This is a genomic window from Streptomyces sp. NRRL S-337, assembly GCF_000720175.1.
Classification (GTDB): Bacteria; Actinomycetota; Actinomycetes; order Streptomycetales; family Streptomycetaceae; genus Streptomyces; species Streptomyces siderophoricus.
The window spans coordinates 1-24,679 of the sequence record NZ_JOIX01000034.1; the positions used below are offsets into that span (position 1 = coordinate 1).

Below are 24,679 nucleotides of genomic sequence, written 5' to 3' on the forward strand. Positions count from 1 at the left end.
CTACACTATCCTCTTCGTCGGCAGCGTCAGATGTGTATAAGAGACAGCTCCCCACCCCCTCGATCTGGACATTCGTCTGGACCTCGGTCGGGACATTGGTCTGGTCACGCCGTCGATCTGGTGACGCGTTGAGCCAGTCGCCGCGTCGGTTGGACAGCGGCGCCGATCGGACAGCCGCGTCGTCGGCACCCGCGCCGATCCGCTGCCTGAGTCGATCCGTCGCCCACGCTGATTCCAATGCCCGCATCGGCCCGGCACCCTGCGCTTTCTCTGACGCCCGCATGCCCGGCACCCGCGCCGATCTGCCGCCCGCTCCGCCTCCAACGCCCGCATCGGCCCGCCGCCCGCGCCGTCTCCGACGCCCGGATCGACCCGTCACCCGCATCGCTGCAGTCGCCGCCCCGACCCCGCCACCCGCCCCGATCCGGTCACCCGCCCCGATCCGGTTACCCATTTCGACTCAGCGAGCGGTCTCCATCCGATGGCGACCGTGCCCCGATGACCGGTCGCCATCCGATCAGCGCTCCGACCCAACGACGGGTCGCCATCCATCAGCGCTCGATCCGGTGAAACCGCCTGGATCCAGTCATGGCATTGGTCTGGACATGTCCAACCCCCCTTACTAGTCTGCCGCTTGGTCTAGACCGCACAGCACTTCACTCAGCTCATGGAACTCCCCCCCACGTTCTTCAGGAGCGAAGCATGCGTAAAAAGATCAGCGCTGCCGTCATCGGGCTCGGGGTCGTCGGTGTCTCGTTGTTCTCGACGGGCAGCGCGTTCAGCCACGGCTACAGCGATGCACCCCCGAGCCGGCAGGCGCTCTGTGCCAACGGCACCGTCAAGGACTGCGGCGCGATTCAGTACGAGCCGCAGAGTGTCGAGGGGCCCAAGGGCTTCCCTGCCGCAGGCCCCGCGGACGGCAAGATCTGCTCAGCGGGTCACGACAACTTCGCACAGCTCGACGACCCCCGTGGCGGCAAGTGGCCCGGCACCAAGCTCACTCCGGGGCAGGGCTACACCTTTACCTGGCGGCTCACCGCGCGGCACGCCACCACGGACTTCGAGTACTTCATCACCAAGGACAGCTACGATCCCACCAAGCCCCTCACCCGCGCGGATCTCGAACCCGAGCCATTCATGACGGTCCCCATGGGCGGTACGCGACCCGGGGAGACCGTCCAGCATCAGGGGACGATCCCCACGCAGAAGTCGGGCCGCCACATCATCCTGGGGGTCTGGAACATCGCCGACACCGGCAATGCCTTCTACGCCTGCTCGGACGTCGACCTGTCCTGAGCTGCCTCTCCTCCCGACCGGCTGCCATCTCTGACCTCCTCCTCCCCCCGCTCTCGCTTTGGGCGTTCGCGCCCTTGACGCCTCCCCGGCTTCTCCCGGGGAGGCGTTAATTACGTTACGGAGGCAAGGGGTTGGTGGCGTCACGCCACGGGTTGGTTGTGGCGGGCGGGTGGGTTGGTACCACGGGTTGGTTGTGAGGGGTGCGGGTTGGTACCACGGGTTGAGGCCGGGCCGGGCCGGGACCGGGCCCGGGGGAAGGGGGGAGTAGACCGCTTGTGTGGATCGCGCCGGGCGGTAGGGGTGGGAAGCTGACGACTCGTCAGTTACAGTTCGGCGGCATGACGGCGGCCAAAGGCAAGGCCAAGGGCAAGGGCACGGTCGAGGGCGAGGGGGCGAGCGGCAGGAGGGGCCGTGCGGAGGGCGGTCGCGGTGCGGGGACCGTTGCCGAGTTGGTGCAGGGGCAGTGGGGGGATCATCGGGTCGGGGCGCGGTGCGGGGAGCGGACGCTGACGCACCACGAGCTGGCGGGGGGTGCCGCGGCGCGGGCCGCGCTGCTGGGGGAGCTGTTGCCGCGCGGGGCGGAACCACATATCGGTGTGCTGCTCGACAACGTCCTCGAGTATCCGCTGTGGCTGAGCGCGGCGGCCCTCGCCGGAGTCGCCGTGGCCGGGATCAACCCCACGCGACGCGGCCCGGAGCTCAGGCGCGACATCCGGCACACCGACTGCGCTTTGCTGATCACCGAACGTGCCTACGTGCCGATGCTCGCCGGACTGGATCTCGGCATTCCGTTCTCCGAGCGGGTTCTGGTCGTCGATGACCCCGCCTATGAGGAGCTGCTGCGCCCGTACGGAGGCGCCTCACCCATGGAAACCCTCGCGGTTGCGGGGCGGAGGGGCGTGGAGCCCGGGACGCGGATGCTGCTCTACTTCACGTCCGGTTCCACCGGCGCACCCAAGGCCGCCCTCTGCACCCAGGGCCGGCTGGCCGCCGCCGGCCGTTCGCTCGTCGGTTTCCTCGGGGTGCGGCGGGACGATGTGCACTACCTCTGCATGCCGATGTTCCACGGCAACGCCGTGATCGCCGGCTGGGCCCCCGCGCTGGCCGGCGGCGCGGGCATCGCGCTGCGCCGCCGCTTCTCGGCCTCCGCGTTCCTCCCCGACGTACGCCGCTACCGCGCCACGTACTTCACCTACGTGGGACGCGCCGTGCAGTATCTGCTCGCCACCCCGCCCGCCCCCGACGACCGTGATCACCCGCTGCGTACCGGGTTCGGCACCGAGGCGGGTGCCGTCGACGTCGCCCGGTTCGCGGAGAGGTTCGGCGTGCGCCTGATAGAGGGGTACGGCTCGTCCGAGGGCGGCGCGGCGATCCAGCGCACCCCGGACACTCCGCCCGGCGCCATCGGCCGGCCCGCCCCCGGCGGCGATCTCGCCGTCGTCGACCCGGAGACCGGCGCGGAACTCCCACCCGCCCGGCTCGACGCGGCCGGCCGGCTGCTCAACGGGGAGGAGGCGATCGGCGAGCTGGTCAACCGGGGCCGCAGCTCCTTCGAGGGGTACTGGCGCAATCCCGAGGCGACCGCGGACCGCATACGGGGCCGGTCGACGGGAGGGCGGGTCGGGGCGGGCTGGTACTGGACCGGTGACCTCTTCTTCCGGGACACCGAGGGCTTCTTCCACTTCGCCGGGCGGACCGATGACCGGCTGCGGGTCGACAGCGAGAACCTGGCCGCCGCGATGATCGAGAACATCCTCGCCCGCTACGCCCCGGCCACCGGTGTCGCGGTGTACGCCGTGCCCGACCCGGTGGCCGGCGACCAGGTGATGGCGGCCCTCTCGTTACGCGACGGGACCGGATTCGACGGGGAGGACTTCGCGGCCTTCCTCGCCGCGCAACCCGACCTCGGGACGAAGATGGCGCCCCGGTTCGTACGGACGGTGGCGGCGCTGCCGGTCACCGCCACCAACAAGGTGCACCGGGTCGCGCTGCGCCGCGCCGGCTTCCGCTGCCCGGACCCGGTGTGGTGGAGGCCGATGGCGCGGAGCGCAAGAGAGGAGGGCACGGCGGGGCTGGTGGGGGACCTGGGCCACCTGAAATACCGGAGGTTCACGGCGGAGGACCGGGACGCGCTACTGGACGTCTACCGCGAGCACGACCGGCTGGCGTTGCTGGAGCGGTGACCGGGCGGGATGGTGGCCGGACGGGACGCCCTTTTCGGCCGCACGGGGCGGTGACGGGGGGCTGTGTGCCGGGCCCATCGGCCGTCACCCGTACGCGTGACTCGGCTCACATGGTCGTCGGTCGCCCTCGGTCGCGCGCTTACCGTCTCGCCGTCTTGCTTCCGGCCCCCGGGTCGACGTGCCGTCCGCCGTCCGTGGCCCGTCACCCGCCACGCGTAGGCATAACGAAGTGGGCGCCCTCGGAAACCGAGGGCGCCCACTTCCTACGTGCGCCGCCAGGGACTCGAACCCCGGACCCGCTGATTAAGAGTCAGCTGCTCTAACCAACTGAGCTAGCGGCGCGCGCTGACGAAAGAAATACTACCTGGTCGAGAGGGGTGCTCATGACCACCTGCCGAGAGCACCGGCCCGCTGGGCCCCCCGAGCCCCGCCGCCCTTCCGGCAGCAAGCCGCCCATCCGTAACGCCTGACGCCTGACGCGCCTAACGCCCCGCGCCAAACGTCTCACGCAACGCCCAACGTCAAACGCTAAACGCTCCGACCCTTCCTCCCCCTACCCCTACCCCTCCCCCCACCCCGATCAGATCGCCAACGACAGCAGGACCGGCGCGGCCTTGCGGTTGAGGGTGTCGGCGGCCTGGCGGAGGCGGTGGGCGTGTTCCAGGGGCATCGACAGGGCGAGGCAGCCCACCGTCGAACCGGCCGTGATCGGTACGGCGGCGCAGACCGTGCCGACGGCGTACTCCTGGAGGTCCAGGACGGGGACCGTGGGCGGCTGGCTGTCGAGCTTGTGGAAGAGCACCTTCTCGTTGGTGATCGTCCGGGAGGTGAGCCGGGCGGTCTTGTGGCGTGAGAGGTGGTCCTTGCGGCCGTCGTGGTCGAGCTGCGCGAGCAGGCATTTGCCGACCGCGCTGGCGTGTGCCGTACGGCGGAACTCGGCCCACTCGTTGACCTTCGGCGCCAGCGGCCCGTCGGCGTAGTGCAGGATCTTGACCTCGCCGTCGATGTACCGGCTGATGTAGACCGCCGCACCGACCGAGTCCCGCAGCTGGTCGAGGGTGAGCTGCAGCTTGTCGCGCAGTGCCTGCTCGCGGTTGCCGCCGGACCCCAGCAGCAGGAGCGATTCGCCGACGACGTACGCGCCGTCGGCGACCTGCTCGACATAGCCCTCGCGCCGCAGCATCGACAGAAGGTGGGCCAGCTGGCCCGGGGACAGGCCGGTTTCCCGGGCGATCTGCACATCGGTCACGCCGTCGGCGTGCCTGGAGATCGTTTCGAGCACGCGAAGGGCGTACTGCACCGAATGGAACGGCGCGGTCGGCTCGGGCTTCAGCGCCACGGTGTCCCCCTAGCAGGTTGGTACCGCTTGCGTCGTCACCGCCGTCGGCAGGCCGGATGACGTCGTGGACGGCCGATCCCGGACAACGGGGCTGCTATCACGATAGCGGTCAACCGCCCTCGATGGAGGGGGTCTTGACCGAAAAGAGTCGGGCTTCGGTTTTCTGTACTGCGGCTTGAGACTCTGGCATATGCCAAGGTCACGAAGCCGAGGCCCTGGGGCAGGAGCACGCCGGTGGCACCCGGCCACCCCCGGGACCGGCGGGGGAGCGCCCCGGGAGCGCGGGGAGAGCGATGGGATTCGGCCAACTCATGGCCGGTAGACGGTCCGTTGCAGGCCAAGGGCGGGACGGAGCGGGCCGGCGGGGCCGTCAACGGTGCGAACGGAGGTGTCCGCCGGGGCGTCAGCCGGCCCCGCCGGCCCGTCGGACCGGCGGGGCCGGCGAGGTGCTCAGGAGGTCCTGAGCATCTTCTCGTCGCTGGTCCACTTGATCTTGTTGCCCTTCCATGTGCTGACGTACCACAGGAAGAATTCCTGCGGACAGACACCTGGGACGGACCGACTCCGTTCGTCCACCCTGGTCATGGGGTGGCGTCGGATGCGTCCGCAGGCAGTGCTGGAACGGTAGACGTGAGACGTGTTTTCGGCCATAGACCGGGGACTTGAGGAACTGTTGGGCCGAGCGCGCCGGGCCGGCCCGGGCGATATTGCGGGATTCGGCGGGCAAGGGTGTCGGTGGGCGGAAATGGGAAAGGTGGTGTGCCCCGGAGAATCGGGGCACACCACCTGAAATCGGCACCGGTCATCGGGTTTTCACAAAACCTCCCGGTGCGTGCGCGGCGCGGTCACAGCACGGCGCTCAGGAATTCCCGGGTGCGTTCGTGTTCCGGCTCGCTGAAGATCTGCTCCGGCGGGCCGAATTCGATGACCCGGCCGGAGTCGAACATCATCACGCAGTCGGAGATGTCCCGGGCGAAGTTCATCTCGTGGGTGACGCACAGCATGGTGATGTCCGTGGTGTGGGCGATGTCGCGCAGCACGTCCAGGACGCCGGCCACCAGTTCCGGGTCGAGGGCCGAGGTGACCTCGTCCAGCAGCAGCACCTGGGGGCGCATCGCCAGGGCGCGGGCGATCGCGACCCGCTGCTGCTGGCCGCCGGAGAGCTGGGTGGGGTACTTGTCGAGGTGCTCGGTCAGGCCGACGAGGTCGAGCAGTTCGCGGGCGCGCTCCTCGGCGGCGTCCTTGTCGAGGCCGAGGACGTGCACCGGTGCCTCGGTGATGTTCCGCAGCACCTTCATGTTGGGGAAGAGGTTGAACTGCTGGAAGACCATCCCGATGTTCTTGCGTACCTCGCGGATGTGCTTCTCCCCGGCGGGGACGAGCTTGCCGGCCTTCTCCTCGTGGGTCAGGAAGTGCGGGCCGACCTTGATGGTGCCCTCGTCCGGCTTCAGCAGCGTCATCAGCAGCCGCAGGATCGTGGTCTTGCCGGATCCGGACGGGCCGATGAGGGTGACGTGCTTGCCGGAGTAGACGGTCATGTCCAGCGAGTCGAGCACGGTGTGGGTGCCGAACCGCTTGGTGACGCTGTCGAAGCGGATCAGTTCGGCCTCCGTCCCGGTCTCCGTGCGGGAAGGGCCCCCGTCCGCGGGGCCGGCCTGGTCGTTCGGCGGTGTGTGGTCAGCGGACAAGACGACGCTCCAGGGCTCGCAGGAGGAGGGAGGTGGGGTAGGAGATGACCACGAAGAGGATGCCGACGACGGTGATCGGCTCCAGGTAGTCGAAGGTGGTGGCGCTGATGCTGTTCGCCTGGAAGAGCATGTCGGCGACGGTGATGCCGGCCAGCATCGGCGTGTCCTTGAACATCGCGATGACGTAGTTGCCGAGCGCGGGGACGACCCGGCGGAAGGCCTGCGGCAGGATCACCGCGATCCAGGTGCGCCGGCGCGGCAGGTTCAGGGCCGTGGCCGCCTCCCACTGGCCGGGCGGGACGCCGTCGATGCCGGCGCGGTAGACCTCGGAGGTGTACGTCGAGTAGTGCAGGCCCAGGCCGATCACGCCGGTGGTGAGCGGCGCGAACGTCAGGCCCCAGCTCGGCAGCACGAAGAACAGGAAGAACAGCTGCACCAGCAGCGGGGTGTTGCGGATGAACTCGACGACGATGCTGACCGGCCAGGTCACCCAGCGGCTCGGGGAGCGCAGCAGCAGCGCCCACACCAGCCCGAGGGCGAACGAGACGAGCGAGCCGTAGATCGTCGCCTGGACGGTGATCCACAGGCCCGCCAGGAGGTCGGGCATGATGTCGCCGACGTAGCTCCATGACCAGTTGTTCACGGCTTTCCTCCGGTGGCCAGCGCCTCGGGACCCTGCTGTTCGACGGGCAGTTTGCGGGAGAACCAGCCCTCGCCGCGGGGCACCGCCCGGCCGACCGAGGCCTTGGCGCGGCGTTCCAGCAGCCGCATGATCCGGGTCACCACGAACGCGACCACGAAGTACAGGACGAGGATGATGCCGTAGACCTGGGCGCTCTGGCCGGTCGACAGCCGGGCCAGCTTGGCCTGGAACGTCAGCTCACCGATGGACAGCAGCGAGGCCAGCGCGGTGCCCTTGAGCAGCTCGATCAGCAGGTTGTTGAACGGCGGCATCATCTCGGGCACGGCCTGCGGCAATATCACCTTCCGCAGCCGCTGCCAGGGCGAGAAGCTCAGCGCGATGGCCGCCTCGCGCTGGGCGGGTGCCACGGCCTGGACGGCGCCGCGGACGATCTCGGAGCCGTACGCGCCGTACGACAGGCCGAGCGCCAGGGTGCCCGCCCAGATGCCGACGAGCTGCCAGCCGAGCAGGGGCAGCGCGAAGAACAGCCAGAACATCAGCACCAGCGCCGAGGTGCCGCGGAAGAATTCGACGTAGACGCCGGACAGGAAGCGCACGATCCAGAAGCGGGAGGTGCGGGCGAGGCCGATGCCGAAGGCGACGGCGGCGGCGAGGGCGGCGCTGTAGACCATCAGCTGGACGGTGATCCACAGCCCTTTCAGGAAGAGTTCCCACAGCGCAGAGGTCACTTTTTGCAGAGCTCCTTCGCCGTGAGGTCGGTCATGAACTCCTCGGTGAATCCGTAGGGTTTGGCGATGCGCAGGAGTTCGCCGCTCTTCTTCATCTTGTGAAGTTCGCGGTTGAAGGCGTCGCGGAGTTTCGTCTCGCCGATGCGGAAGCCGTAGCCGCCGCCGTCGCGCTGGAGTTTGCCGTCGACCTTCGGGGTGAAGGGCGGGGTCATCTCGACCTTGGGGTGCTGGCCGGTCTTGAGCGCTTCGATCATGGTCAGGGCGGTGCCGGCGAAGCAGTCGATGCGGCCGGCCTCCAGCGCTTCCATGCCGGCGATCTGGTCGCCGTAGGTCTGGATGTCGCCTTTCCGTACGCCGTTGCCGACCGCGTAGTCGATCTCCGCGTAGCCGATTCCGGTGCCCATGCGGAGCCCGTGCCTGGCGACGTCCGGATAGTCCTTGATCTTGTGCGGATTTCCCTTGGCGACGAGGAAGGCGTCCTTCGACTCGTAATCCGGGTCGGAGAACAGCACGGCCGCGCAGCGGGCCTTGTTGATGAACATGCCCGCGACGATCACGTCGTACTGGAAGGAGTGCAGTCCGGGCACCAGGGCGCCGAATTCGACGGGCACCGGCTCGAAATGCCGGACGCCGAGGCGCTGGAAGATGGTCTTGGCGACGGCGGGGGCCTCACCGGTCAGCTGGCCCTCGCTGTTGATGGAGGCGTAGGGCGGCTCACTGGCGATACCCATCCGGACGGTGCCCTTGCTGCGCAGGTCGTCGAGGAGGTGTCCGCCGTCGGTCGCGCCGCTGATGTCGACCCGGGAGCAGCCCGTGGTCGCTCCGAGGGCACCCGCGCCGAGCGCCGCCACCCCCGCGAGCAGCGATCGGCGGCCGATGCCGCGTGGCAATGTGCCGGTCATTTTTGAGGTGTTCCATGGTGGTGGAGCCATGGGCGCGCGGCTACCCGAACACCCGGCAGATATGCCGATCGTTTCCGGCCCTTGATGCAAGCCCGTCCGGGGCGTGTTCCGTTCATGTTCCCTACTGGTCCCAAGTGTTCCGTACGCCGGTATTGCCCCCCTACGATCTGAGCATGACCGATCGCTTCATCGAAGTCTCGTTGGACAAGCGCGGCGTCAGCTGCACGGCCAAGATGCTCGACGACCGCGCTCCGATCACCTGTGACGCCGTGTGGGACGCCCTCCCGCTCGGCGGCGACGTCTACCACGCCAAGTACGCCCGCAATGAGATCTACGCCCTCGTCGAGCCGTTCGCGCCGGAGGAGCCGCCGCTGGAGAATCCGACGATCACCCCGATCCCCGGCGACCTGTGCTACTTCACCTTCAGCGACACCCAGTTGGCCACCGCCTCCTACGGGTACGAGCGCGGGGCCAAGCACCGCGGCCGCGCCACCGTCGTCGACCTGGCGCTGTTCTACGAGCGCAACAACCTGCTGATCAACGGTGACGCGGGCTGGGTGCCGGGCATCGTGTGGGGCAGCGTCGTCGACGGCCTGGACCGGATGGCGGACGCCTGCCAGGACCTGTGGCGGGCCGGCGCCCTGGGGGAGACCCTCTCCTTCCGGCGCGCCTGAGGGACCGTCTCCGGCCGGTGCTCCTACGGGGCCGGGGGTGCGGGGATCGCCGCGGCCCCCGCCTCGTAGAGGGCGTGCGCGGCGCGCAGCACGAGCGCGTCCGCATGCCGTGCGCCGACCAGCTGCACGCCGATCGGCAGCCCGTCCCCGTCCACCCCGCACGGCACGGTCGCCGCGGGCTGCTGGGTCATGTTGAACGGGTAGGTGAACGGCGTCCAGCCGGTCCAGCGGGTGTGGCCGGACCCGGCGGGCACCTCGACGCCCGCCTCGAAGGCGGTGATCGGTTCGGTCGGGGTCACCAGCAGGTCGTAGGTGTCGTGGAAGCGGCCCATCGCCTGGCCCAGCGCCATCCGGGTGTCGACCGCCGCCAGATAGTCCAGCGCGCGGTAGCGGGCGCCCTGCGCGACGATCTCGGCGAGCCCCGGGTCGAGCAGCGCCCGGTCCGCCTCGTCGACGTGCTCGACGACCCGGGCCGCTCCGCTGAACCACAGGACGTGGAAGGCCTCCACCGGGTCCGCGATGCCCGGGGCGGTCTCCTCGACGTGCGCGCCGAGCCCGGCGAGCACCTCGACGGCCGACCGGACCGCGGCCGCCACTTCGGGGGCCACCGGCACGTCCCAGCCCATTGTCGGGCTGTAGGCCACCCGCAGTCCGGCGACCGGGCCGTCCAGCGCCGCCCGGAACGAGCCCGTGGCGGGCCCGAGCTGGGACCAGTCCCGCCAGTCCGCGCCGCTGATCACGTCCAGCATCAGCGCCGCGTCGGCCGCGTCGCGGGTCATCGGCCCGACGTGCGCCAGCGTCCCGAACGGGCTCGCCGGATACAGCGGCACCCGCCCGTAGGTCGCCTTCAGCGCGAAGATCCCGCAGAACGACGCCGGGATGCGCACCGATCCGCCGCCGTCGGTGCCCAGGCTCAGCGGCCCGGCGCCCAGCGCCACCGCCGCCGCGCTGCCGCCGCTGGACCCGCCCGAGGTGCGCCGCGGATCGTACGGATTGCCGGTCACCCCGTGCCGCGGCGAGTCGGTGACGCCCTTCCAGCCGAACTCCGGGGTGGTGGTCTTGCCGAGGAACACCGCACCGGACTCCCGCAGCCGGGCCACCGACGGCGCGTCCTCCTCCCACGGCCCCTCGGCCCGCACCGTCCGCGAACCGCGCAGCGTCGGGGTGCCCCGGGTCAGGATCAGGTCCTTGACGGTGACCGGCACCCCGTCCAGCGGCCCGGCCGGCGCCCCGCGGCGCCAGCGCTCCGCCGACTCCGTGGCCGCCGTCAGCGCCGGTTCCGCGTCGATCCGGGTGAAGCAGTTCGTGGCGGCGTGGGCGGCCTCGGCGCGTTCCAGGGCGGCCCGGGCGGCCTCGACGGGGGTGAACTCGCCGGCGGCGTAGCCGGCCGTCAGACGGGTGGCGGTGAGGTCGGCGAGGTGGGTCGGTTCGGTGGTCATCCGTCCTCCGAGCGTCGGCCGCCCCGGGCGGGACGGCGGGCGGGGGCGGGGCGGCCGCGCCGGCGGCGGGCGGCCCGCGCCGTCACTGCACCGGCACGTACCCGAGCCGTTTGTCGACCACGTTGGCGAGCGGCTCGCCGGCCGCCCAGCGGTCGAAGTTGTCCTGGAACTGCTCGGCCAGCGCGTCCCGCCAGCCCAGTGTGTCGCCGCTCATGTGGGGCGAGACGATCAGGTGCGGCACGTCCCACAGCGGGCTGTCCGCGGGCAGCGGCTCGCTCTCGAAGACGTCCAGCGCGGCCGCCGCGATCCGCCACTCGCGCAGCGCCGCGATCAGGTCCGGCTCGACGACCAGGGGCCCGCGCCCGACGTTGACGAACCGGGCCCGCGGCGGCATCAGGCCGAACGCCTCCTTGCCGAACAGGCCCCGGGTGGCGTCGGTCAGCGGCGCCGCACAGATCACCCAATCCGCGTGCGGCAGTAGCCCGTTGAGCGCGTCAGCGGCGTGCACCAGCCCGAAGTGCGGATCGTCCGGACGCTCCCGGCGGCCGACCAGCTCGACCTTGACACCCAGTGCCAGCAGGGTGCTGCCGATGGCCCGGCCGATCGGCCCGGAGCCGACGACCACGGCCCGGGTGCCGGCCAGCCGCAGCGTCTCGCGGTGCTGCCAGCGCCGCTGCCGCTGGAGCTCCCAACTTCCGTAGAAGTCCTTGGCCATGGCGATCACCAGGCCGGCGACGTACTCGGCGATCGGCTGCTCGAAGACGCCCCGGGCGTTGGTCACCACCGTGTCGTCGGCGACCAGCGCCGGGCACAGCAGCTGGTCCACGCCGGCGCTCGCGGTGTGCACCCAGCGCGGTTTCGGGCCCCGCTCCGGCCATGCCTCGCGGATCGCTTCGGAGGTGAAGTCCCAGGCCAACAGCACGTCGGCGGTGGGGAGTCGGCCGGCCAGCCCGGCCTCGTCGGTGAAGATCACCCGGGCCCGGCCGGTCAGCCGGTCGAGCGCGGGCGGCGGGTCGGATCCGAGGACGAGGACGGTGCTTTGGGACATGGCCAGAAACCGTTTCGAAAGGTGTGCCCGCTTCACTGGAACAGGGCGCCGACAGATGCCTGAGATGCGAGGATTGACCACGCTAAGAAGTCGTATCTACCGTGTCAACAACGGCTCTGTCCCGACGTCCCGGCTTGCTCCGGCTGCACTTCCACCACGGCCACCGGCCCTGGTCATTCCAGCCCTTCGTTTCTTCTAGGGGCCTTCAATGGACGTCTCTTTTCTGGGTGGCCCCCAGCCTCAGCTCGGTGTGGGCGTTGTCGCCCCTTTTGACTTCGCGCTCGACCGCGAGCTGTGGCGCTGGGTGCCCGACGACGTGTCCCTCCACCTCACCCGAACCCCCTTCGTGCCCGTCGAGGTGAGCCTCGATCTGGCCCGGCTGGTCAGCGAGCACGAGACGCTGGACGCTGCCGTCCAGGCGCTGTGCGCGGTGTCCCCGCAGGTCATCTGCTACGCCTGCACCTCCGGCAGCTTCGTCGGCGGACTGGCGGGCGAGCGGGCGATGTGCGCCGCCATGGCACAGGCGGGGGACGTGCCCTCGCTCACCACCTCCGGCGCACTGCTGGAGGCGCTGCGGGAGATCGGCGCACGGCGGATCGCCGTGGTCACCCCGTACACGAAATCGGTCACCGACTCCCTGGAGGACTACCTCGGCGAGGGCGGCATCACGGTCACCGGCCGCGCCTACCTCGGCCTGACCCGGCACATCTGGAAGGTGCCCTACCGCGACGTCGTCGACATGGCCCGGGCGGCCGTCGTCGGTTCCGCCGACGCCCTCTTCATCAGCTGCACGAACCTGCCGACGTACGACGTCATCCCGCAGCTGGAGGCGGAGTTGCGGATGCCGGTGCTGTCCGCCAACCAGGTGACGATGTGGGCGGCGCTGCGCGCCATCGGGGTGCGGGCGGTGGGACCGTACCAGGCGCTGCTCGATCCGGTGGCGCGGCGCGGACCGGCCGCGATGACCGGCTGGGAGCCGCCGGGCGGCGGGTTGCTGTCGCCGGGCGGCGGGGCGCTGTCGCCGGACGGTGGGCCGCGGGCGACCCCGGAGGCCGCGTTCGCCGGACCGCCCGCTCCCCCCGACGGCGAACCGGACGGCGTCGAGCCGCCCCATCTGCCGCCGGACGACCCGGGCCTGCTGCCCCCGGTTTGAGGTCGGTCCGAACCCGGCCCAAAACCGTACCGAGGATGCCGCCGGCGACCCCCGTGGCGCCGGCCGCGCTCCTGCCCCGGCTCACCGCCCGCCCCGACCACGCGCACCACCCGGCACCCGCAGCCGCACACCCAAGGGAGACCCGCATGGCATCGGTCGGCTTCCTCTACCCCGGCCACTCCGCGGAGGACGACTACCCCCGGCTCGAAGAGCTCCTGGGCGGCGCGGTCCGCCTGCCGCTCGTGCACACCGACATCGGCGAGGACGCCCACCGGGCCGACGCGCTGCTGGAGATGGGCTGCGCGACCCGGCTGGCGGCCGGCGTCGACGAGCTGAAGGAGCGCGGCGCCCAGGCCGTCGTCTGGGCCTGCACCAGCGCCAGCTTCATCTACGGCTGGGAGGGCGCCCACGACCAGGTCCGCGCACTGTCCGCCACCGCCGGCCTGCCCGCCTCCAGTACGTCCTTCGCCTTCGCGCACGCCCTGACGGCGCTCGGCGCCCGCCGGGTGGCGATCGCCGCGACGTACCCGGACGACGTCGCCGAGTACTTCCGGGCGTTCTTGAAGTCCGCCGGTGCGGAGGTGGTCTCGACCCGCGGCAGCGGCATCATCACCGCCGCCGAGGTCGGCACCTGGGGCCGCGAGGAGGTCCTCGCGCTCGCCCGCGCCGGCGACCACCCCGACGCCGAGGCCGTACTGCTCCCCGACACCGCCCTGCACACCGCCGCCCATCTGCCCGCCCTCGAAGCGGAGCTGCGCAAACCGGTGCTCACCGCCAATCAGGTGACGGCCTGGGAGGGCCTGCGCCTGCTGGACCGGCAACTGTGCCGCCCGGCCCTGGGGACACTGTTCGCCCGACCGGCGGAATAACTGGAGTTGCTCTCCGGTTGTCGCTGCGGCAGACCCGGCGACACGAGGAGAGGACCCGCACCGTGAGCGGCGAAGACGACAACCGGACCGGCGGCCCGACGCAGCACGACGACGGCGACGGAATACGCGGCACGGCCCGCGGCAGCGCCCCCGTGCCGCTGTCCGTCCTCGACCTGGTGACGGTCGGCGCCGGGCACACCGCCGCCGGCGCCGTCCGCACCGCCGTCGACCTCGCCCGTACGGCCGAGCGCCGCGGCTTCCACCGCTACTGGGTCGCCGAGCACCACTCCATGCCCGGTGTGGCCTCCTCCTCACCCGCGGTGCTGCTCGCCCACGTCGCCGCCCACACCGAACGCATCCGGCTCGGCTCCGGCGGCGTCATGCTGCCCAACCACGCCCCGCTGGTCATCGCCGAGCAGTTCGGCACCCTGGAGGCGATGGCCCCCGGCCGGATCGACCTGGGCCTGGGCCGCGCGCCGGGCACGGACGGCGCCACCGCCGCGGCCCTGCGGCGCACCGAGCGGCTGAACGAGGCTGCTGATGATTTCCCGCAGCAGCTGGCCGAGTTGACCCGCTTTTTGGACGACACCTTCCCCGACGGCCATCCGTACGCGAGGATCCACGCGGTGCCGGGGCCGGTGCAGGCCACCTCGCCCGGCGGCGTCCAGTCCCCGCACCGGCCGCCGCTCTGGCTGCTGGGCTCGTCCGGCTTCAGCGCCCGGCTCGCCGGCTCGCTCGGCCTGCCGTTCGCCTTCGCGCACCACTTCTCCGCGGCCAACACCCTTCCCGCGCTCGACCTCTACCGCGCCTCGTTCCGCCCCTCCGAGGTCCTCGCCGAGCCGTACGCGCTGATCGGCGTCTCCGCGCTGGCCGCCGAGGACGAGCGGGAGGCCCGCCGCCAGGTCATGACCGGCGCGCTGGCGATGGTCCGGCTGCGCACCGGCCGCCCCGGCCTCGTCCCCAGCCCCGAGGAGGCCGAGGCGTACTCCTTCAACGAGCTGGAGCGCGGCTTCGTCGACAGCTGGCTGTCCAACGTCGTCCACGGCACCCCCGACGCGGTTCGCCAGGGCCTCGACGACCTCGCCAAGCGCACGGGCGCGGACGAGTTGATGATCACGTCCAACGCGCACGGGGGCACGGCGCGGGTCCGCTCGTACGAGCTGATCGCCGACGCGTACGGCTTCGCGGGCTGAGGCCGCTTGGGCCCGCCTCCCACGTTGTCGGCTTTCCCGCCGTGGGGGTTGCTGTTTCTTCCGCCTTCGGCGGGCGTGGGGGTTTTGGACCGGGCGCCCCCGGCTCTGAACCCCACCCCGCCGAAGGCGGAAAAGACAGCAACCACCACGGCGGGCCGGCCGAAAACGTGCGGCGCTAAATAAAGAGCGCCGCGACCCGGTCCGGCGCGACGGGCCGGGAGTAGAGCCACCCCTGCCCCGTGTCGCAGCCGATGCGGCGAAGCCGCTCCGCCTGTTCGGCGCTTTCGACGCATTCGGCGGTGACCGTGAGCCCGAGGCGGTGGGCCAGTGCCACCAGCGCCTCGACGATCATCTCGTCGGCCGGATTGGGGTGTTCCTGGGAGCGGAACCCGCGGACGAACGACCCGTCGAGCTTCAATACGGAAACCGGGAGGCGGCTGAGGTAGGCGAGGTTGGAGTAGCCGGTGCCGAAGTCGTCGATGGCGATCCGTACGCCCATGTCGCTCAGCGCCTGGAGGGCCTGGAGCGGGCGGCCGGCGGAGCCCATCACCGCCGACTCGGTCAGTTCCAGCTGGAGCAGGTGCGGCGGCAGCCCGGTCTCGGCGAGGATCCCGGCCACGTCGGCGACCAGGTCGGAGTCCCAGACCTGACGTACGGCCACATTGACGCTGACGAACAGCGGCCGGCCCTCGGGGTGCGCCAGTTGCCAGGCGCGGGCCTGGTGGCAGGCGCGTTCCAGCACCCAGCGGCCCAGCTCGACGATCGCGCCGTTCTCCTCCGCCAGCGCGATGAACCGATTCGGCGACAGCGTCCCGAACTGCGGGTGCCGCCACCGCACCAGTGCCTCGACGCCCTGCGCCCGGCCGTCCCCCAGTCCGACCAGCGGTTGGTACTCCAGGGTGAATTCGCCGCGGTCGACAGCCGGGCGCAGGGTGCTGGAGAGGGCCTGCCGGGTCATCCGGTGGGCGTTGCGCTCGGGGTCGAAGAGGGTCCAGCGGGCCTTGCCGTCCTCCTTGGCCCAGTACAGCGTGGTGTCCGCGGCCTGCATCAGGCCGGTCGCGGTGGTGCCGCCGGCGGCCCGTTCCACCACGCCGATGCTGGCCGACACCGACAGCCGCTGCCCGGCCAGGTCGAACGGGCGCTGCAGCGCGTCCAGCACGCACTGGGCCAGCTCGGCCAGCTGGTCGGTGCCGGTGGAGTCCTCCACCAACAGGGCGAATTCGTCGCCGCCGAGCCGCGCCACCAGATGCCCGGGGCGGCCCGCGGCGCGGTCGTCGTCGGTCTCCGCGCAGCGCATCAGCCGCTGCGCCACCGCGCTGAGCAGCCGGTCGCCGACCCGGTGCCCGAGGGTGTCGTTGACGGCCTTGAAGCCGTCCAGGTCCAGGTAGCAGAGCCCGATCCGGCCGGTGCCGGTCGCGTCGAAGGCGGCCGTCTCCAGGGCGGCGGCGAGCCGCTCGAAGAACAGTGCCCGGTTGGGCAGCCGGGTCACCGGGTCGTGCATCTGCAGGTGCCGCAGCCGGGCGAGCAGGTCGTGGCGGTCGCTGATGTCGGCCACCGACAGCAGCATCCGCTCTTCTCCGCTGAGCGGTTCCGGCGTCAGCGGCTCGACCGTCACTTCCACCCAGAAGGAGTGCCCCTCGGGGTGTTTGAGGCGACGGGTGCAGCGCAGCCGGTCGCTACGGCCGCACAGCACCTCGCGGTAGGCGGTCCACACCCGGGGGTCGGCGCCCAGGTCGGTGAGGTCCGCCGCGGTCGCCGCCACCAGGTCGGCGGGGTCGGCGCCGACCAGCTCGCCGAAGGCGGGGTTGGCGGCCAGGACCAGTCCGTCGCGGTTGAGCACGGCCATCGCCAGGCGCCCCGCGTGGAAGGCGGCGCGGTAGTCGCCGAGGGAGGCGGCGGAGTCGTCGTGGCGGCCGGCCGGGGTGTGCCGGGCGTCGCCGGATTCTTTGGGGGTGTCGTTACGTTCCGTCACCGAGGGCAGCGTCGCTCCGGGCGTGCGGCCCGGGCCGTCGGGGTGTCCGCTCACTGCTCGCTCCCGCTTGGCGCTTGTCTCGTGATGGAGGGGGGATCCCGCGCTGGAAAGTGTGGCGATCATAGAGGCTGGCACGAGGGCCGATCCAGCGACGCAGCCGTGCTCCCCGGCCCACATGACGGAACTTCAGCCATTTCTGCCCGGCTCTGTTCGCTGCGATTGCGCTCTTGGTCGATTGTGACTGTCCGTTACGGCACGGCGGAGACGCGCCGGTCACTCGTCTGGGCCCCGGAAACAGGACGAATAGCATTAAATCGCCACAGGGTAGATGAGGTCCCCGAATCCGTCCCTGGAGGTACGTGTGCCGCGCGCCCAGACGCCCGACGGGGGTGATCACCGTCGCCTGCGGCGCCTGGCGGCGATCCTCACCTCGCTGAGCGCGCTGATCGCCACGTCCATCGTCGCCGGGCCCGCCACCGCCTCCGAGGCCGCGCTCCCCTGTGCGCTGGGCCGCAGCGAGGCCCATCACTCCGAGGGCCTGGACAACTGGAACGGCTCCTACACCCGCCCGGACCGCCCGCTCGACGCGGTGCTGATCTACCTCTCCTTCCCGGACTCCCGGCCGGCCGCCACCCCACAGGCGCTGGCCCGCGACTACTTCCCCGCCACCTCCACCTTCTTCGAGCGCGCCTCCTACGGCCGCTTCCGGCTGCGTCCGCACGTCCACCGCCCCTGGGTGCGGATGCCGCGCTCGTCCGTGGCGTACGGCATACGGCGCGACTGGGACGCCGGACGGCGCGCGGCCTACCTGCGCGATGCGGTCGCCGCCGCCGACCCCTCGGTGGACTTCGGCCGCTACGACGTGGTCTATTTCGTCGCCGATCCGGAGGCGCCCGGCGTCGATGCGGACGCCACCAAAGTGGTCAACCTCGATCAGCCGATGCATGCCGACGATCACGAGCTGCGCCGGTTCGTCACCGTCTTCGAGCAGAGCCCGCCGGACCGTAACGTCCTCGCGCACGAGACCGGTCACGTCTTCGACCTGCCCGATCTGTATCACCGGCCGCAGGGCGGCAAGGGTGACTGGGACACCTATGTGGGGGACTGGGACCTCATGGGCAGCCAGTTCGGGCTGGCGCCCGACCCCTTCGCCTGGCACAAGTGGAAGCTCGGCTGGATCGCCGACAACCAGGTTGACTGCGTCGACCTCGCACGCCCCGGCCTGTACTCGCTCCGCACCCTGACCGCCCCCCTCGAACCCCGCGGCCAGCGCCGCCCGCGGCTGCTGGTGCTCCGTACCGGCCCCGACAGCGCGCTGGCCATCGAGGCACGCAGCGCCCAGGGCAACGACCGCGCCCTGTGCAGCGAGGGCGTCCTCGCCTACCGCGTCGACAGCGCGACCGCCTCCGGCTCGGGCCCGGTCCACGTCCTCGACGGCCACCCCGCCACTTCGGCCTGCTGGGGCACCTCCGTCTACCCGCCGCTCGCGGACGCGCCCCTGGGCGTGGGGGAGAGCATGGACGACGCCCGGGACGGCGTACGGATCCAGGTGGCCGGGCGGACCGGCGACGGCGACTGGGCGGTCAAGATCGGCCACGGCTGACGGCCGGGGCGCATCGGCCCGGGCCCATGACGAAGGCCCCCACCTGAGGTGAGGGCCTTCGACCGTCTGTGCGCCGCCAGGGACTCGAACCCCGGACCCGCTGATTAAGAGTCAGCTGCTCTAACCAACTGAGCTAGCGGCGCCTGCTGACGGGGAAAACATTAGCATCCTGATCGGGGAGGACAAAAATCGGTTTCCCACGGGCCTGGGCCGGCGCCGAAACGCGGGTCTGACCTGCGGTTTCCCCTGCCTCCCCGGCCTCCCCGGGCGCCGGGCGGGCCGCGCGGACACAGGCCCACAGCAGCACGTCCGGACCCGGCAGCCAGGGCCGGCGGACGTCCGGCGCCACCAGCCACCGGGAGCCCGCGGCAAAGTCGTCGTCGGCCGGCGCGGTGATCGGGTGCGCGGCGGTACGCGGGCGCGTCCGGGCGGCGGGGGCGGGGTGCGGGTGCAGCGGCGGGATGGTCACCGCGTCCCCGCTGCCGTGGCACAGCAGCGGCGGGACGGCCGCCGCCCACTCCTCCCAGACCAGCAGCGCCGGCAGCCGCTGGGCGGTGCCCGGCGCGGCGAACAGCAGGATCCGCCCGCGGTGCGCGGCCACCGGCCCGGAGCCGGGGCCGGCGGACCACAGCCGGTCCACCATCCGCCGCCCGAACAGCGCCGGGGCGTTGATCACGTCGAAGGCCGTCCCGCACGGCAGCACGCTCGGCGCGTCCGGGTGCAGCGCCCACAGCGCGTGCATGTCGTCCGGGTGGGGGCTGGCCGAGGCGAGCCAGTCGGCGCCGGCGAGGGTGACGTAGGACGTGGCGGGGTGGGTGGGGGTGCGCGGGAGGTCGGGCAGCCGGTCACTCATGGGGACAGGTCTACCGATACGGCCCGTACCGGCTCGGCTGATTGCCGGAAATCGGGACAGCGCGGCACGGGACCCGCTACCTTGCCCCTTCGCATATGCCAGCGGCTCATGGTTGGTGACCATGAGCCGTCGTGGGGCGTCCGTGGCGGATGTGAACGAGCGGACGGGTCGGCCGGGTCGGTCGGGCGGAGGTCGGTCGACGGGCGGGGTCAGGGCAGGGACAGGGTCAGTCCATGTCGCCGAGCAGCGTGCTGCCGCTCCGCATCAGGCTGCGGCCGAACTCGATCATCTTCTGCGCGTAGTCCTCGGTCCACTCGGCCTGCTCCGCGAGCACGGCCAGCGGCAGCCGGTCGAACCGGCTCGGGTCGGCCAGCTGGGCGGCGGCCAGCGCCTGGAACTCCGTGGCGCGGTCGGCCGCGGCGCGGAAGGCCAGGGTCAGCTCCGTCGCGCGGCTGAGCAGCTCGCGCGGGTCCTCTATCGACTCCAGGTCGAAGAAGTGCTCGGGGTCGGCAACGGCCTCGGGTGGTTCGAAGAGCAGCTGCGCGGGCTTCATGCGCCGTGGCCTCGGTGCCGTACCACGGGGGTCGGGAGCCGGTCGCGGCTCGGACATGTACGTACCTCCAGATCGTGTGCCGCATTCCATTGTCCCGCCTCGCGCAAGTGCGCCCTGGGGCGTGAGGTGTACGGAGGGGAAGCCGGGTGTCAAGGCCGCCAGCCCACCCGGTGCTCCTGCAGGTGCGCGAGGACGGCGTGGTTGGCCTCCCAGCCGTCCGGGAACTTCACCGTGACGCCCAGGCTGACCGGCTCGGTCGAGGGGTGCTCGTCGAGGAGGTCCGCGACGCCGGCCCGGCAGACCACGATGCAGGCGTGGCGGTGCCGGGAGGCGAGCACGCACAGCCGGCCGGTCTCCAGATGGAACGCGGTGGCGTCGGGGCGCCCGGAGAGCGGGTGCAGGACGACGGTGACGTCGAACTCGCGGCCCTGGAGGCGGTTGGCGGTGTCCACCGTGACGTCGGACACGCCGAGCTCGGCGAGGGCGGCGCGGACCGCGGCGGCCTGGTCGCGGTGTGCCGTGCCGACCGCGATCCGGGCTGCGGTCAGCGGCGTCGGCTCCGGCGCGTGCTCACCGCTCGCCGCGCCACCGCGGTCCAGCAGCCGCCGCACCACCAGGGCCACCGCCCGCACCGCCTCCGGGTCCGTCCGCGGCGTCCGGCGGGCGGGCAGCTCCAGCAGGCCCCATCCGGACTCGGCGGCCTCGTCCAGGACCCGGTCCACGCCCGAGCCGTCGCCCGGCACCCCGAACGCCAGCCGGCGCTCACCGGGCCCGGTGCCGCTGCGGAACGGCGTGTAGGGGTAGAACGCGGCGGAGACCAGGGGAGCGGCCGAGGCGGGCAGCCGCCAGGAGACCGGCAGGCGGTGCTGCGGCAGGTCGGGGTTGTGGGCGAGGAGGGTGGAGACGGCGCTGGCCGACGGGTCGTACGTCAGCCCGGCCCACTGCTCGGCGCCGACCACGCTGAACGGGTCCAGCTGGCCGGGGTCGCCCACGAACAGCGCCCGCTCGAAGAGCCCGGCCACGCTCAGCAGCGCGTCCGACCGCATCTGGTACGCCTCGTCCACGATGGCGTGCCGCCACGGCTCCTCGACCTTGGTGTAGGCCCACTTCGCGGCCGTCGACACCACGACGTCCAGCCCGGCCAGATCGGCGATCTTCGCGGACGTACGGACCGCCGGCAGCTCGGCCAGCGCCGGGTCGAACGCGCCGGGCTCGCTGCTGTGCAGCCGGCCGACCGGCAGCTCGGGATCCTTCTCGGCGAGCCGCAGCACCAGGTCGTCGACCTGCGCGTTGGTCTGCGCAACGATCATCAACGGGCGCCCGGCAGCGGCCAGTTCGCGCGCCGCGCGGACCACCAGGGTGGACTTGCCGGCACCCGGCGGGGAGTCGACGACGACGCCGCGACGGGAGCCGTGCAGCGTGTCGCGCAGGATCGCGTCGGTGGCCGCCGCGGCCGCCACGGAAGGATCGGCGTCCCGGGCGCCGGCGGCGGTGGGGGGCGGGTCCTGAAGGGCCGTCATTCCGCGGTGACCTCCCAAGGCGTGGCGGGCGGGGCGGTGCGGGGGCGGGGGTGGGTGCGGGTCACAGGAAATCCTCCGCGGTCACCGGGTCGGCGGTCTCGGGCGGGGTGTCCGAGGTGGCGGAGGGCGGGCCGCCGTGGGTCCACGGGATGTCCTCCGAGTCCGGGAGCTCCGGGCCGCCGCGCGGGGCGTGCTCGAACAGCGTCCAGCAGACCGGGTCCGCGGGCTCGGGCACGGAGCCGGGCTCCGGGGTCCGGCCCCGGCCCATCCCGCCGGTCAGCCGCACCACCAGCACGTCCGGCTCGTCCGGCGCGTACGCCACGAACTCGGCGGGCTGGGTCCGGCCGTCCGCCAGCGGGCGGTAGAGCTTGACGCCACCGGACAGCAGGGGGCCGTCGGCGGTGCGCAGCGTCACCAGGGGGCGCGGCATCGGGCGCTTGCCCTCGGACATCGCCATCTCCACGGCGGTCACCGTGCCCTCGAACGCCTCCCCGGCCAGCCGGCGGCCCGCCATCACCAGCGGGTCGTCCAGCGCCTCCTGGGCGTCCAGCTGCGCCTGCGCGGTCTCCCGGGCGGCCAGCTTCTGCGCGGCGGTGACCGCGTCGTCCCGCCGGGGCTGCGGGGGTTCACCGGCGCGCACCCGGTCGCGGTGCGCGGTGTACGACCAGCGGTCGCGCTTCCAGCGGTCGGCGACCCGGGCACCCTCCGGCAGCGCCCGCAGCAGGTCGATGCCGCGCCAGACGGCGTCCCAGGTCGGCCGCAACTGGCCCTCGAGCAGGGCGCGCAGCTCCTCCTCGGCGCCCGGCAGACCGGCGTCGTAACGGGCCGTCGCGGGCGCGAGCAGGCGGTTGTCGAACGCCGGGTCCGTGGCCGGCCCGGCGGGCGGGCACCGCAGCTGGCCGTCCGCGTCACGCGCCGACTCGGCGAACTCGGCGGCCTCCTGGCCGGACCTCCCCGGCGGCGGGTCGATCCAGGCGAGCAGTGCCCCCAGGTGCTGGTCCTCCAGCACGCTCTGGCCGGTCGCCCAATGGCGGGCCAGTAGACCCGTCATGGGCAGCAGCAGACTGGCGCCGGGGACCCGCGCGCGCTCACCGAAATGCGTCAGCCAGCGGCCCAGCAGCGGGACGTGCGGCGGCGCCGGATGGGGAGCCTCCGGATCCTGCTCGGCCGTCCGCCGGAACCGCATCGAGCGGCCCAGCAACCGGACATACTCCACGCCGGCCGCGCTGGGGACGATCAGCTGCGGGGCGTCCGCGCACAGTTCGACCTGCACCGGGACCTTCTTGCCGGTCTCGGGGTCGGTCTCCTTCCGCTCCTCCCACTCCACGGCGTCGGCGAAGCCGTCCACGTACGGGAGCACGGTCTCGGCCAGCTCGGCCAGGAACGCGAACCGCAGATCGCGGTTGCGCGGCTGGGGGACGGCCAGCAGGGCGGGCTTCTCGCGGTCCGTGCCGACCAGCGCGCCCAGCGGGGCACCGGCCTCGCCCGCGGTCGTCAACGGCACGAGGACCAGCGGGCTTTCGGAGAGATGACGGTGCCGGACCGTACAGCGCGGGCGGGCGCGCCCGGCGGCCACCGCCTCCATCCGGGCCAGCGTCTCGATCAGCGACATCTACGCCTCCTCCGCACGCGGGTGGGGCACACCGGGCTCTTCCGCCGTCGCCCGCGGTACGGGGGGCTCTTCCGCCGGCGCCTGCGGTACGGCGGCGGCCGCCAGTGCTTCGGCGCGCAGCGCGGCGGCCCGGCGCAGGGCGAGGACGGCCGGATCGTCGGGGCCGGTCGGGTCGCCGCCCCCGTCGCCGGCCCGGCCCCCGGGGCGGGCCGCCGCCAGCACCTCCTCGATGGTGTGCAGTCCGCCCAGCTCGCCCCGGACGCCGCGGCCCAGTGCCTCCACCGCGCCCTCCCGGCGGGCCTGCTTCCGGCAGTGGAAGGCCAGCTCGCAGGCGGCCAGGCACTCGGGGGCGTAGGCCGCGCCGACCGCCTCCACGGCCGCGGCCAGCTCCTGTGCCGGGCGGGTCGGGGTCTTCCCGTCGTCCGCCATCCGCAGATCGAAGGTGGTGCCCTCCGGGAGGGCCGCGGCGATCTCCTCGACCCGGGTGAGCCGGCCCAACTGCCGCCGGGTCGTGGACAGTTGCTTGCGGACGTCGACGGCCGCGGCCGTGGGGAGGTTGGAGAAGTCCTTCGGGCACACCAGCAGCACCCGGTCGCGGACCCGCACCGTGCGGCCCGTGTGCGCGGCGGCGTGCGCGGCGACAGGTTCCAGGGCGAGCACGTACACCGCCGCCTGGCGGGCCGCGGCGCCCACCTTGGCGGCGTCCGCCGAACCGTCGATCATCGGGAAGGACTTGATCTCCACGACCGTCCAGCTGCCGTCCGGATGCACCACCACCGCATCCGGCTCCACATAGGCGGGCGAGCCGGCCACGTCGACCGCCAGCATCGGATGGTCGAGCAGCGTCCACCCGCCGGCCGCGGTCGCCTCGCGCAGCGCCAGCGCCGTACGCGCCGCGCGGCCCTCCGGCCCCGCCGCGGACAGGTCCGGCGCGGCCGCCGCCCCGGGCCCTTCCGGCTCGGGCGGCGGGCTCTCCGGGTCGAGCCGCTCCCGCACCAGCCGCAGCAGCTCCGCGCCGCCGTCCGCCTTCACCCGGGCCTCGAACGCGTTGCCCCGCACGAACGCGAACTGCGACTGCCCGTACGCCGCCGGTGAACCGAGGGCCCCGGCCAGCGCGCCCTTGTCCACACCCGCACCGTCCAGCAGCGCCCGGCGCCGGCAGCCGGGATTGGCGGCCAGCGCGGCGAGCGCCCGGGCGTCGAGCGACCGGGGGCGTACGCCGGGGCCGCGCAACTCGCTGAGCCGCTGGCGCAGGCTCGATGACGGCAGCGCCTGCCCCGCCTCAGGACCGGTCGCCACGGCTCGACTGTCGCGGAAAACGTTCACCTGCCGAAGTCTCGCATCCGGCACCGACATCCAGCACCGACATCCAGTACCGGCATCCGGCACGGGCATCCGGCACCGGCATCGG

Annotated in this window: 21 protein-coding genes and 2 tRNA genes; 7 read left to right on the forward strand and 16 right to left on the reverse strand. The window is 72.4% G+C overall.

Annotated features, from left to right (window positions below; translation table 11 throughout):
- The first annotated feature begins 702 nt into the window (after positions 1–702).
- Complete coding sequence (locus IG62_RS0123095) at positions 703–1,296, forward strand: lytic polysaccharide monooxygenase auxiliary activity family 9 protein (RefSeq protein ID WP_030806397.1); 594 nt, start codon at positions 703–705, stop codon at positions 1,294–1,296.
- 338 nt (positions 1,297–1,634) lie between these two features.
- On the forward strand, positions 1,635–3,479 hold the full coding sequence (locus tag IG62_RS0123100; RefSeq protein WP_078872175.1) for an AMP-binding protein: 1,845 nt from the start codon (positions 1,635–1,637) through the stop codon (positions 3,477–3,479).
- A 268-nt stretch (positions 3,480–3,747) separates the two neighbouring features.
- Here the strand turns inward: IG62_RS0123100 and IG62_RS0123105 are convergent.
- The 7 genes from IG62_RS0123105 to ehuB all read right to left on the reverse strand — a co-directional run bounded on the left by IG62_RS0123105 (position 3,748) and on the right by ehuB (position 8,779).
- Positions 3,748–3,821: transfer RNA gene (locus tag IG62_RS0123105), tRNA-Lys, on the reverse strand.
- Between the two features lie 238 nt (positions 3,822–4,059).
- Positions 4,060–4,818 carry an IclR family transcriptional regulator gene (locus tag IG62_RS0123110; protein ID WP_030806401.1) on the reverse strand — a complete coding sequence of 253 codons (759 nt, stop codon included), beginning with the start codon at positions 4,816–4,818 and terminating at the stop codon, positions 4,060–4,062.
- Positions 4,819–5,268: 450 nt separating this feature from the next.
- Positions 5,269–5,394, reverse strand: coding sequence for a hypothetical protein (locus IG62_RS49615; protein ID WP_267887908.1), 126 nt, complete (start codon positions 5,392–5,394; stop codon positions 5,269–5,271).
- A gap of 269 nt (positions 5,395–5,663) precedes the next feature.
- Complete coding sequence (gene ehuA / locus IG62_RS0123120; RefSeq protein ID WP_030806403.1) at positions 5,664–6,506, reverse strand: ectoine/hydroxyectoine ABC transporter ATP-binding protein EhuA; 843 nt, start codon at positions 6,504–6,506, stop codon at positions 5,664–5,666.
- Complete coding sequence (ehuD, locus tag IG62_RS0123125) at positions 6,496–7,113, reverse strand: ectoine/hydroxyectoine ABC transporter permease subunit EhuD (RefSeq protein WP_030806406.1); 618 nt, start codon at positions 7,111–7,113, stop codon at positions 6,496–6,498. Before ehuD ends, ehuA begins: the two co-directional genes overlap by 11 nt.
- 32 nt (positions 7,114–7,145) lie before the next feature.
- Entirely contained in the window at positions 7,146–7,877 is a 732-nt protein-coding gene (ehuC, locus tag IG62_RS0123130) for an ectoine/hydroxyectoine ABC transporter permease subunit EhuC (RefSeq protein ID WP_030806409.1), read from the reverse strand.
- Positions 7,874–8,779, reverse strand: a complete 906-nt coding sequence (ehuB, locus tag IG62_RS0123135; protein ID WP_107053043.1) for an ectoine/hydroxyectoine ABC transporter substrate-binding protein EhuB — start codon at positions 8,777–8,779, stop codon at positions 7,874–7,876. The genes ehuC and ehuB overlap by 4 nt, the downstream gene beginning before the upstream one ends.
- Before the next feature lie 173 nt (positions 8,780–8,952).
- Between ehuB and IG62_RS0123140 the strand changes: the two genes are divergently transcribed.
- Positions 8,953–9,453: a DUF3830 family protein gene (locus IG62_RS0123140; protein ID WP_030806414.1), complete on the forward strand. Its 501-nt coding sequence runs from the start codon at positions 8,953–8,955 to the stop codon at positions 9,451–9,453.
- Positions 9,454–9,476: 23 nt separating this feature from the next.
- Here IG62_RS0123140 and IG62_RS0123145 read toward each other — a convergent pair whose 3' ends face one another.
- Both IG62_RS0123145 and IG62_RS0123150 read right to left on the reverse strand, forming a co-directional pair.
- Complete coding sequence (locus IG62_RS0123145) at positions 9,477–10,892, reverse strand: amidase (protein ID WP_030806417.1); 1,416 nt, start codon at positions 10,890–10,892, stop codon at positions 9,477–9,479.
- An 82-nt stretch (positions 10,893–10,974) separates the two neighbouring features.
- Entirely contained in the window at positions 10,975–11,940 is a 966-nt protein-coding gene (locus IG62_RS0123150) for a D-2-hydroxyacid dehydrogenase (protein WP_030806421.1), read from the reverse strand.
- A 208-nt stretch (positions 11,941–12,148) separates the two neighbouring features.
- Here IG62_RS0123150 and IG62_RS0123155 point away from each other — a divergent pair, with 208 nt between their 5' ends.
- The 3 genes from IG62_RS0123155 (at position 12,149) to IG62_RS0123165 (ending at position 15,155) form a co-directional block, all read left to right on the forward strand.
- Complete coding sequence (locus IG62_RS0123155; protein ID WP_030806424.1) at positions 12,149–13,093, forward strand: decarboxylase; 945 nt, start codon at positions 12,149–12,151, stop codon at positions 13,091–13,093.
- Positions 13,094–13,239: 146 nt separating this feature from the next.
- Positions 13,240–13,962 carry an aspartate/glutamate racemase family protein gene (locus IG62_RS0123160; protein ID WP_030806427.1) on the forward strand — a complete coding sequence of 241 codons (723 nt, stop codon included), beginning with the start codon at positions 13,240–13,242 and terminating at the stop codon, positions 13,960–13,962.
- A gap of 62 nt (positions 13,963–14,024) precedes the next feature.
- Complete coding sequence (locus IG62_RS0123165; RefSeq protein ID WP_030806431.1) at positions 14,025–15,155, forward strand: LLM class flavin-dependent oxidoreductase; 1,131 nt, start codon at positions 14,025–14,027, stop codon at positions 15,153–15,155.
- A gap of 175 nt (positions 15,156–15,330) precedes the next feature.
- Here the strand turns inward: IG62_RS0123165 and IG62_RS0123170 are convergent, their stop codons facing one another.
- Positions 15,331–17,127, reverse strand: a complete 1,797-nt coding sequence (locus IG62_RS0123170) for a putative bifunctional diguanylate cyclase/phosphodiesterase (RefSeq protein ID WP_030806434.1) — start codon at positions 17,125–17,127, stop codon at positions 15,331–15,333.
- 361 nt (positions 17,128–17,488) lie between these two features.
- On the opposite strand from IG62_RS0123170, the gene IG62_RS0123175 reads away from it, so the two are divergent.
- Entirely contained in the window at positions 17,489–18,730 is a 1,242-nt protein-coding gene (locus IG62_RS0123175; protein ID WP_030806437.1) for a M6 family metalloprotease domain-containing protein, read from the forward strand.
- A 69-nt stretch (positions 18,731–18,799) separates the two neighbouring features.
- On the opposite strand, the gene IG62_RS0123180 is transcribed toward IG62_RS0123175, so the two are convergent.
- The 6 genes from IG62_RS0123180 to IG62_RS0123205 form a co-directional block, all read right to left on the reverse strand.
- Positions 18,800–18,873, reverse strand: a tRNA-Lys gene (locus tag IG62_RS0123180).
- Entirely contained in the window at positions 18,864–19,583 is a 720-nt protein-coding gene (locus tag IG62_RS43335; RefSeq protein ID WP_078872178.1) for a bifunctional DNA primase/polymerase, read from the reverse strand. Before IG62_RS43335 ends, IG62_RS0123180 begins: the two co-directional genes overlap by 10 nt.
- A 226-nt stretch (positions 19,584–19,809) precedes the next feature.
- On the reverse strand, positions 19,810–20,193 hold the full coding sequence (locus IG62_RS0123190; RefSeq protein WP_030414020.1) for a hypothetical protein: 384 nt from the start codon (positions 20,191–20,193) through the stop codon (positions 19,810–19,812).
- A 92-nt stretch (positions 20,194–20,285) separates the two neighbouring features.
- Complete coding sequence (locus IG62_RS0123195) at positions 20,286–21,656, reverse strand: AAA domain-containing protein (protein ID WP_030806443.1); 1,371 nt, start codon at positions 21,654–21,656, stop codon at positions 20,286–20,288.
- Between the two features lie 61 nt (positions 21,657–21,717).
- Positions 21,718–23,268, reverse strand: coding sequence for a hypothetical protein (locus IG62_RS0123200; protein WP_030806446.1), 1,551 nt, complete (start codon positions 23,266–23,268; stop codon positions 21,718–21,720).
- Positions 23,269–24,594, reverse strand: coding sequence for a hypothetical protein (locus IG62_RS0123205; RefSeq protein WP_420711094.1), 1,326 nt, complete (start codon positions 24,592–24,594; stop codon positions 23,269–23,271).
- Positions 24,595–24,679 lie beyond the last annotated feature (85 nt).

Bases quoted from the DNA above. Each gene is read 5' to 3' on its own strand.
- IG62_RS0123095 (WP_030806397.1), top strand. From the start codon at position 703: ATGCGTAAAAAGATCAGCGCTGCCGTCATCGGGCTCGGGGTCGTCGGT.
- IG62_RS0123100 (WP_078872175.1), top strand. From the start codon at position 1,635: ATGACGGCGGCCAAAGGCAAGGCCAAGGGCAAGGGCACGGTCGAGGGC.
- ehuD (WP_030806406.1), bottom strand. From the start codon at position 7,113: ATGCCCGACCTCCTGGCGGGCCTGTGGATCACCGTCCAGGCGACGATC.
- ehuB (WP_107053043.1), bottom strand. From the start codon at position 8,779: ATGACCGGCACATTGCCACGCGGCATCGGCCGCCGATCGCTGCTCGCG.
- IG62_RS0123140 (WP_030806414.1), top strand. From the start codon at position 8,953: ATGACCGATCGCTTCATCGAAGTCTCGTTGGACAAGCGCGGCGTCAGC.
- IG62_RS0123145 (WP_030806417.1), bottom strand. From the start codon at position 10,892: ATGACCACCGAACCGACCCACCTCGCCGACCTCACCGCCACCCGTCTG.
- IG62_RS0123150 (WP_030806421.1), bottom strand. From the start codon at position 11,940: ATGTCCCAAAGCACCGTCCTCGTCCTCGGATCCGACCCGCCGCCCGCG.
- IG62_RS0123155 (WP_030806424.1), top strand. From the start codon at position 12,149: ATGGACGTCTCTTTTCTGGGTGGCCCCCAGCCTCAGCTCGGTGTGGGC.
- IG62_RS0123160 (WP_030806427.1), top strand. From the start codon at position 13,240: ATGGCATCGGTCGGCTTCCTCTACCCCGGCCACTCCGCGGAGGACGAC.
- IG62_RS43335 (WP_078872178.1), bottom strand. From the start codon at position 19,583: ATGAGTGACCGGCTGCCCGACCTCCCGCGCACCCCCACCCACCCCGCC.
- IG62_RS0123190 (WP_030414020.1), bottom strand. From the start codon at position 20,193: ATGTCCGAGCCGCGACCGGCTCCCGACCCCCGTGGTACGGCACCGAGG.
- IG62_RS0123195 (WP_030806443.1), bottom strand. From the start codon at position 21,656: ATGACGGCCCTTCAGGACCCGCCCCCCACCGCCGCCGGCGCCCGGGAC.
- IG62_RS0123200 (WP_030806446.1), bottom strand. From the start codon at position 23,268: ATGTCGCTGATCGAGACGCTGGCCCGGATGGAGGCGGTGGCCGCCGGG.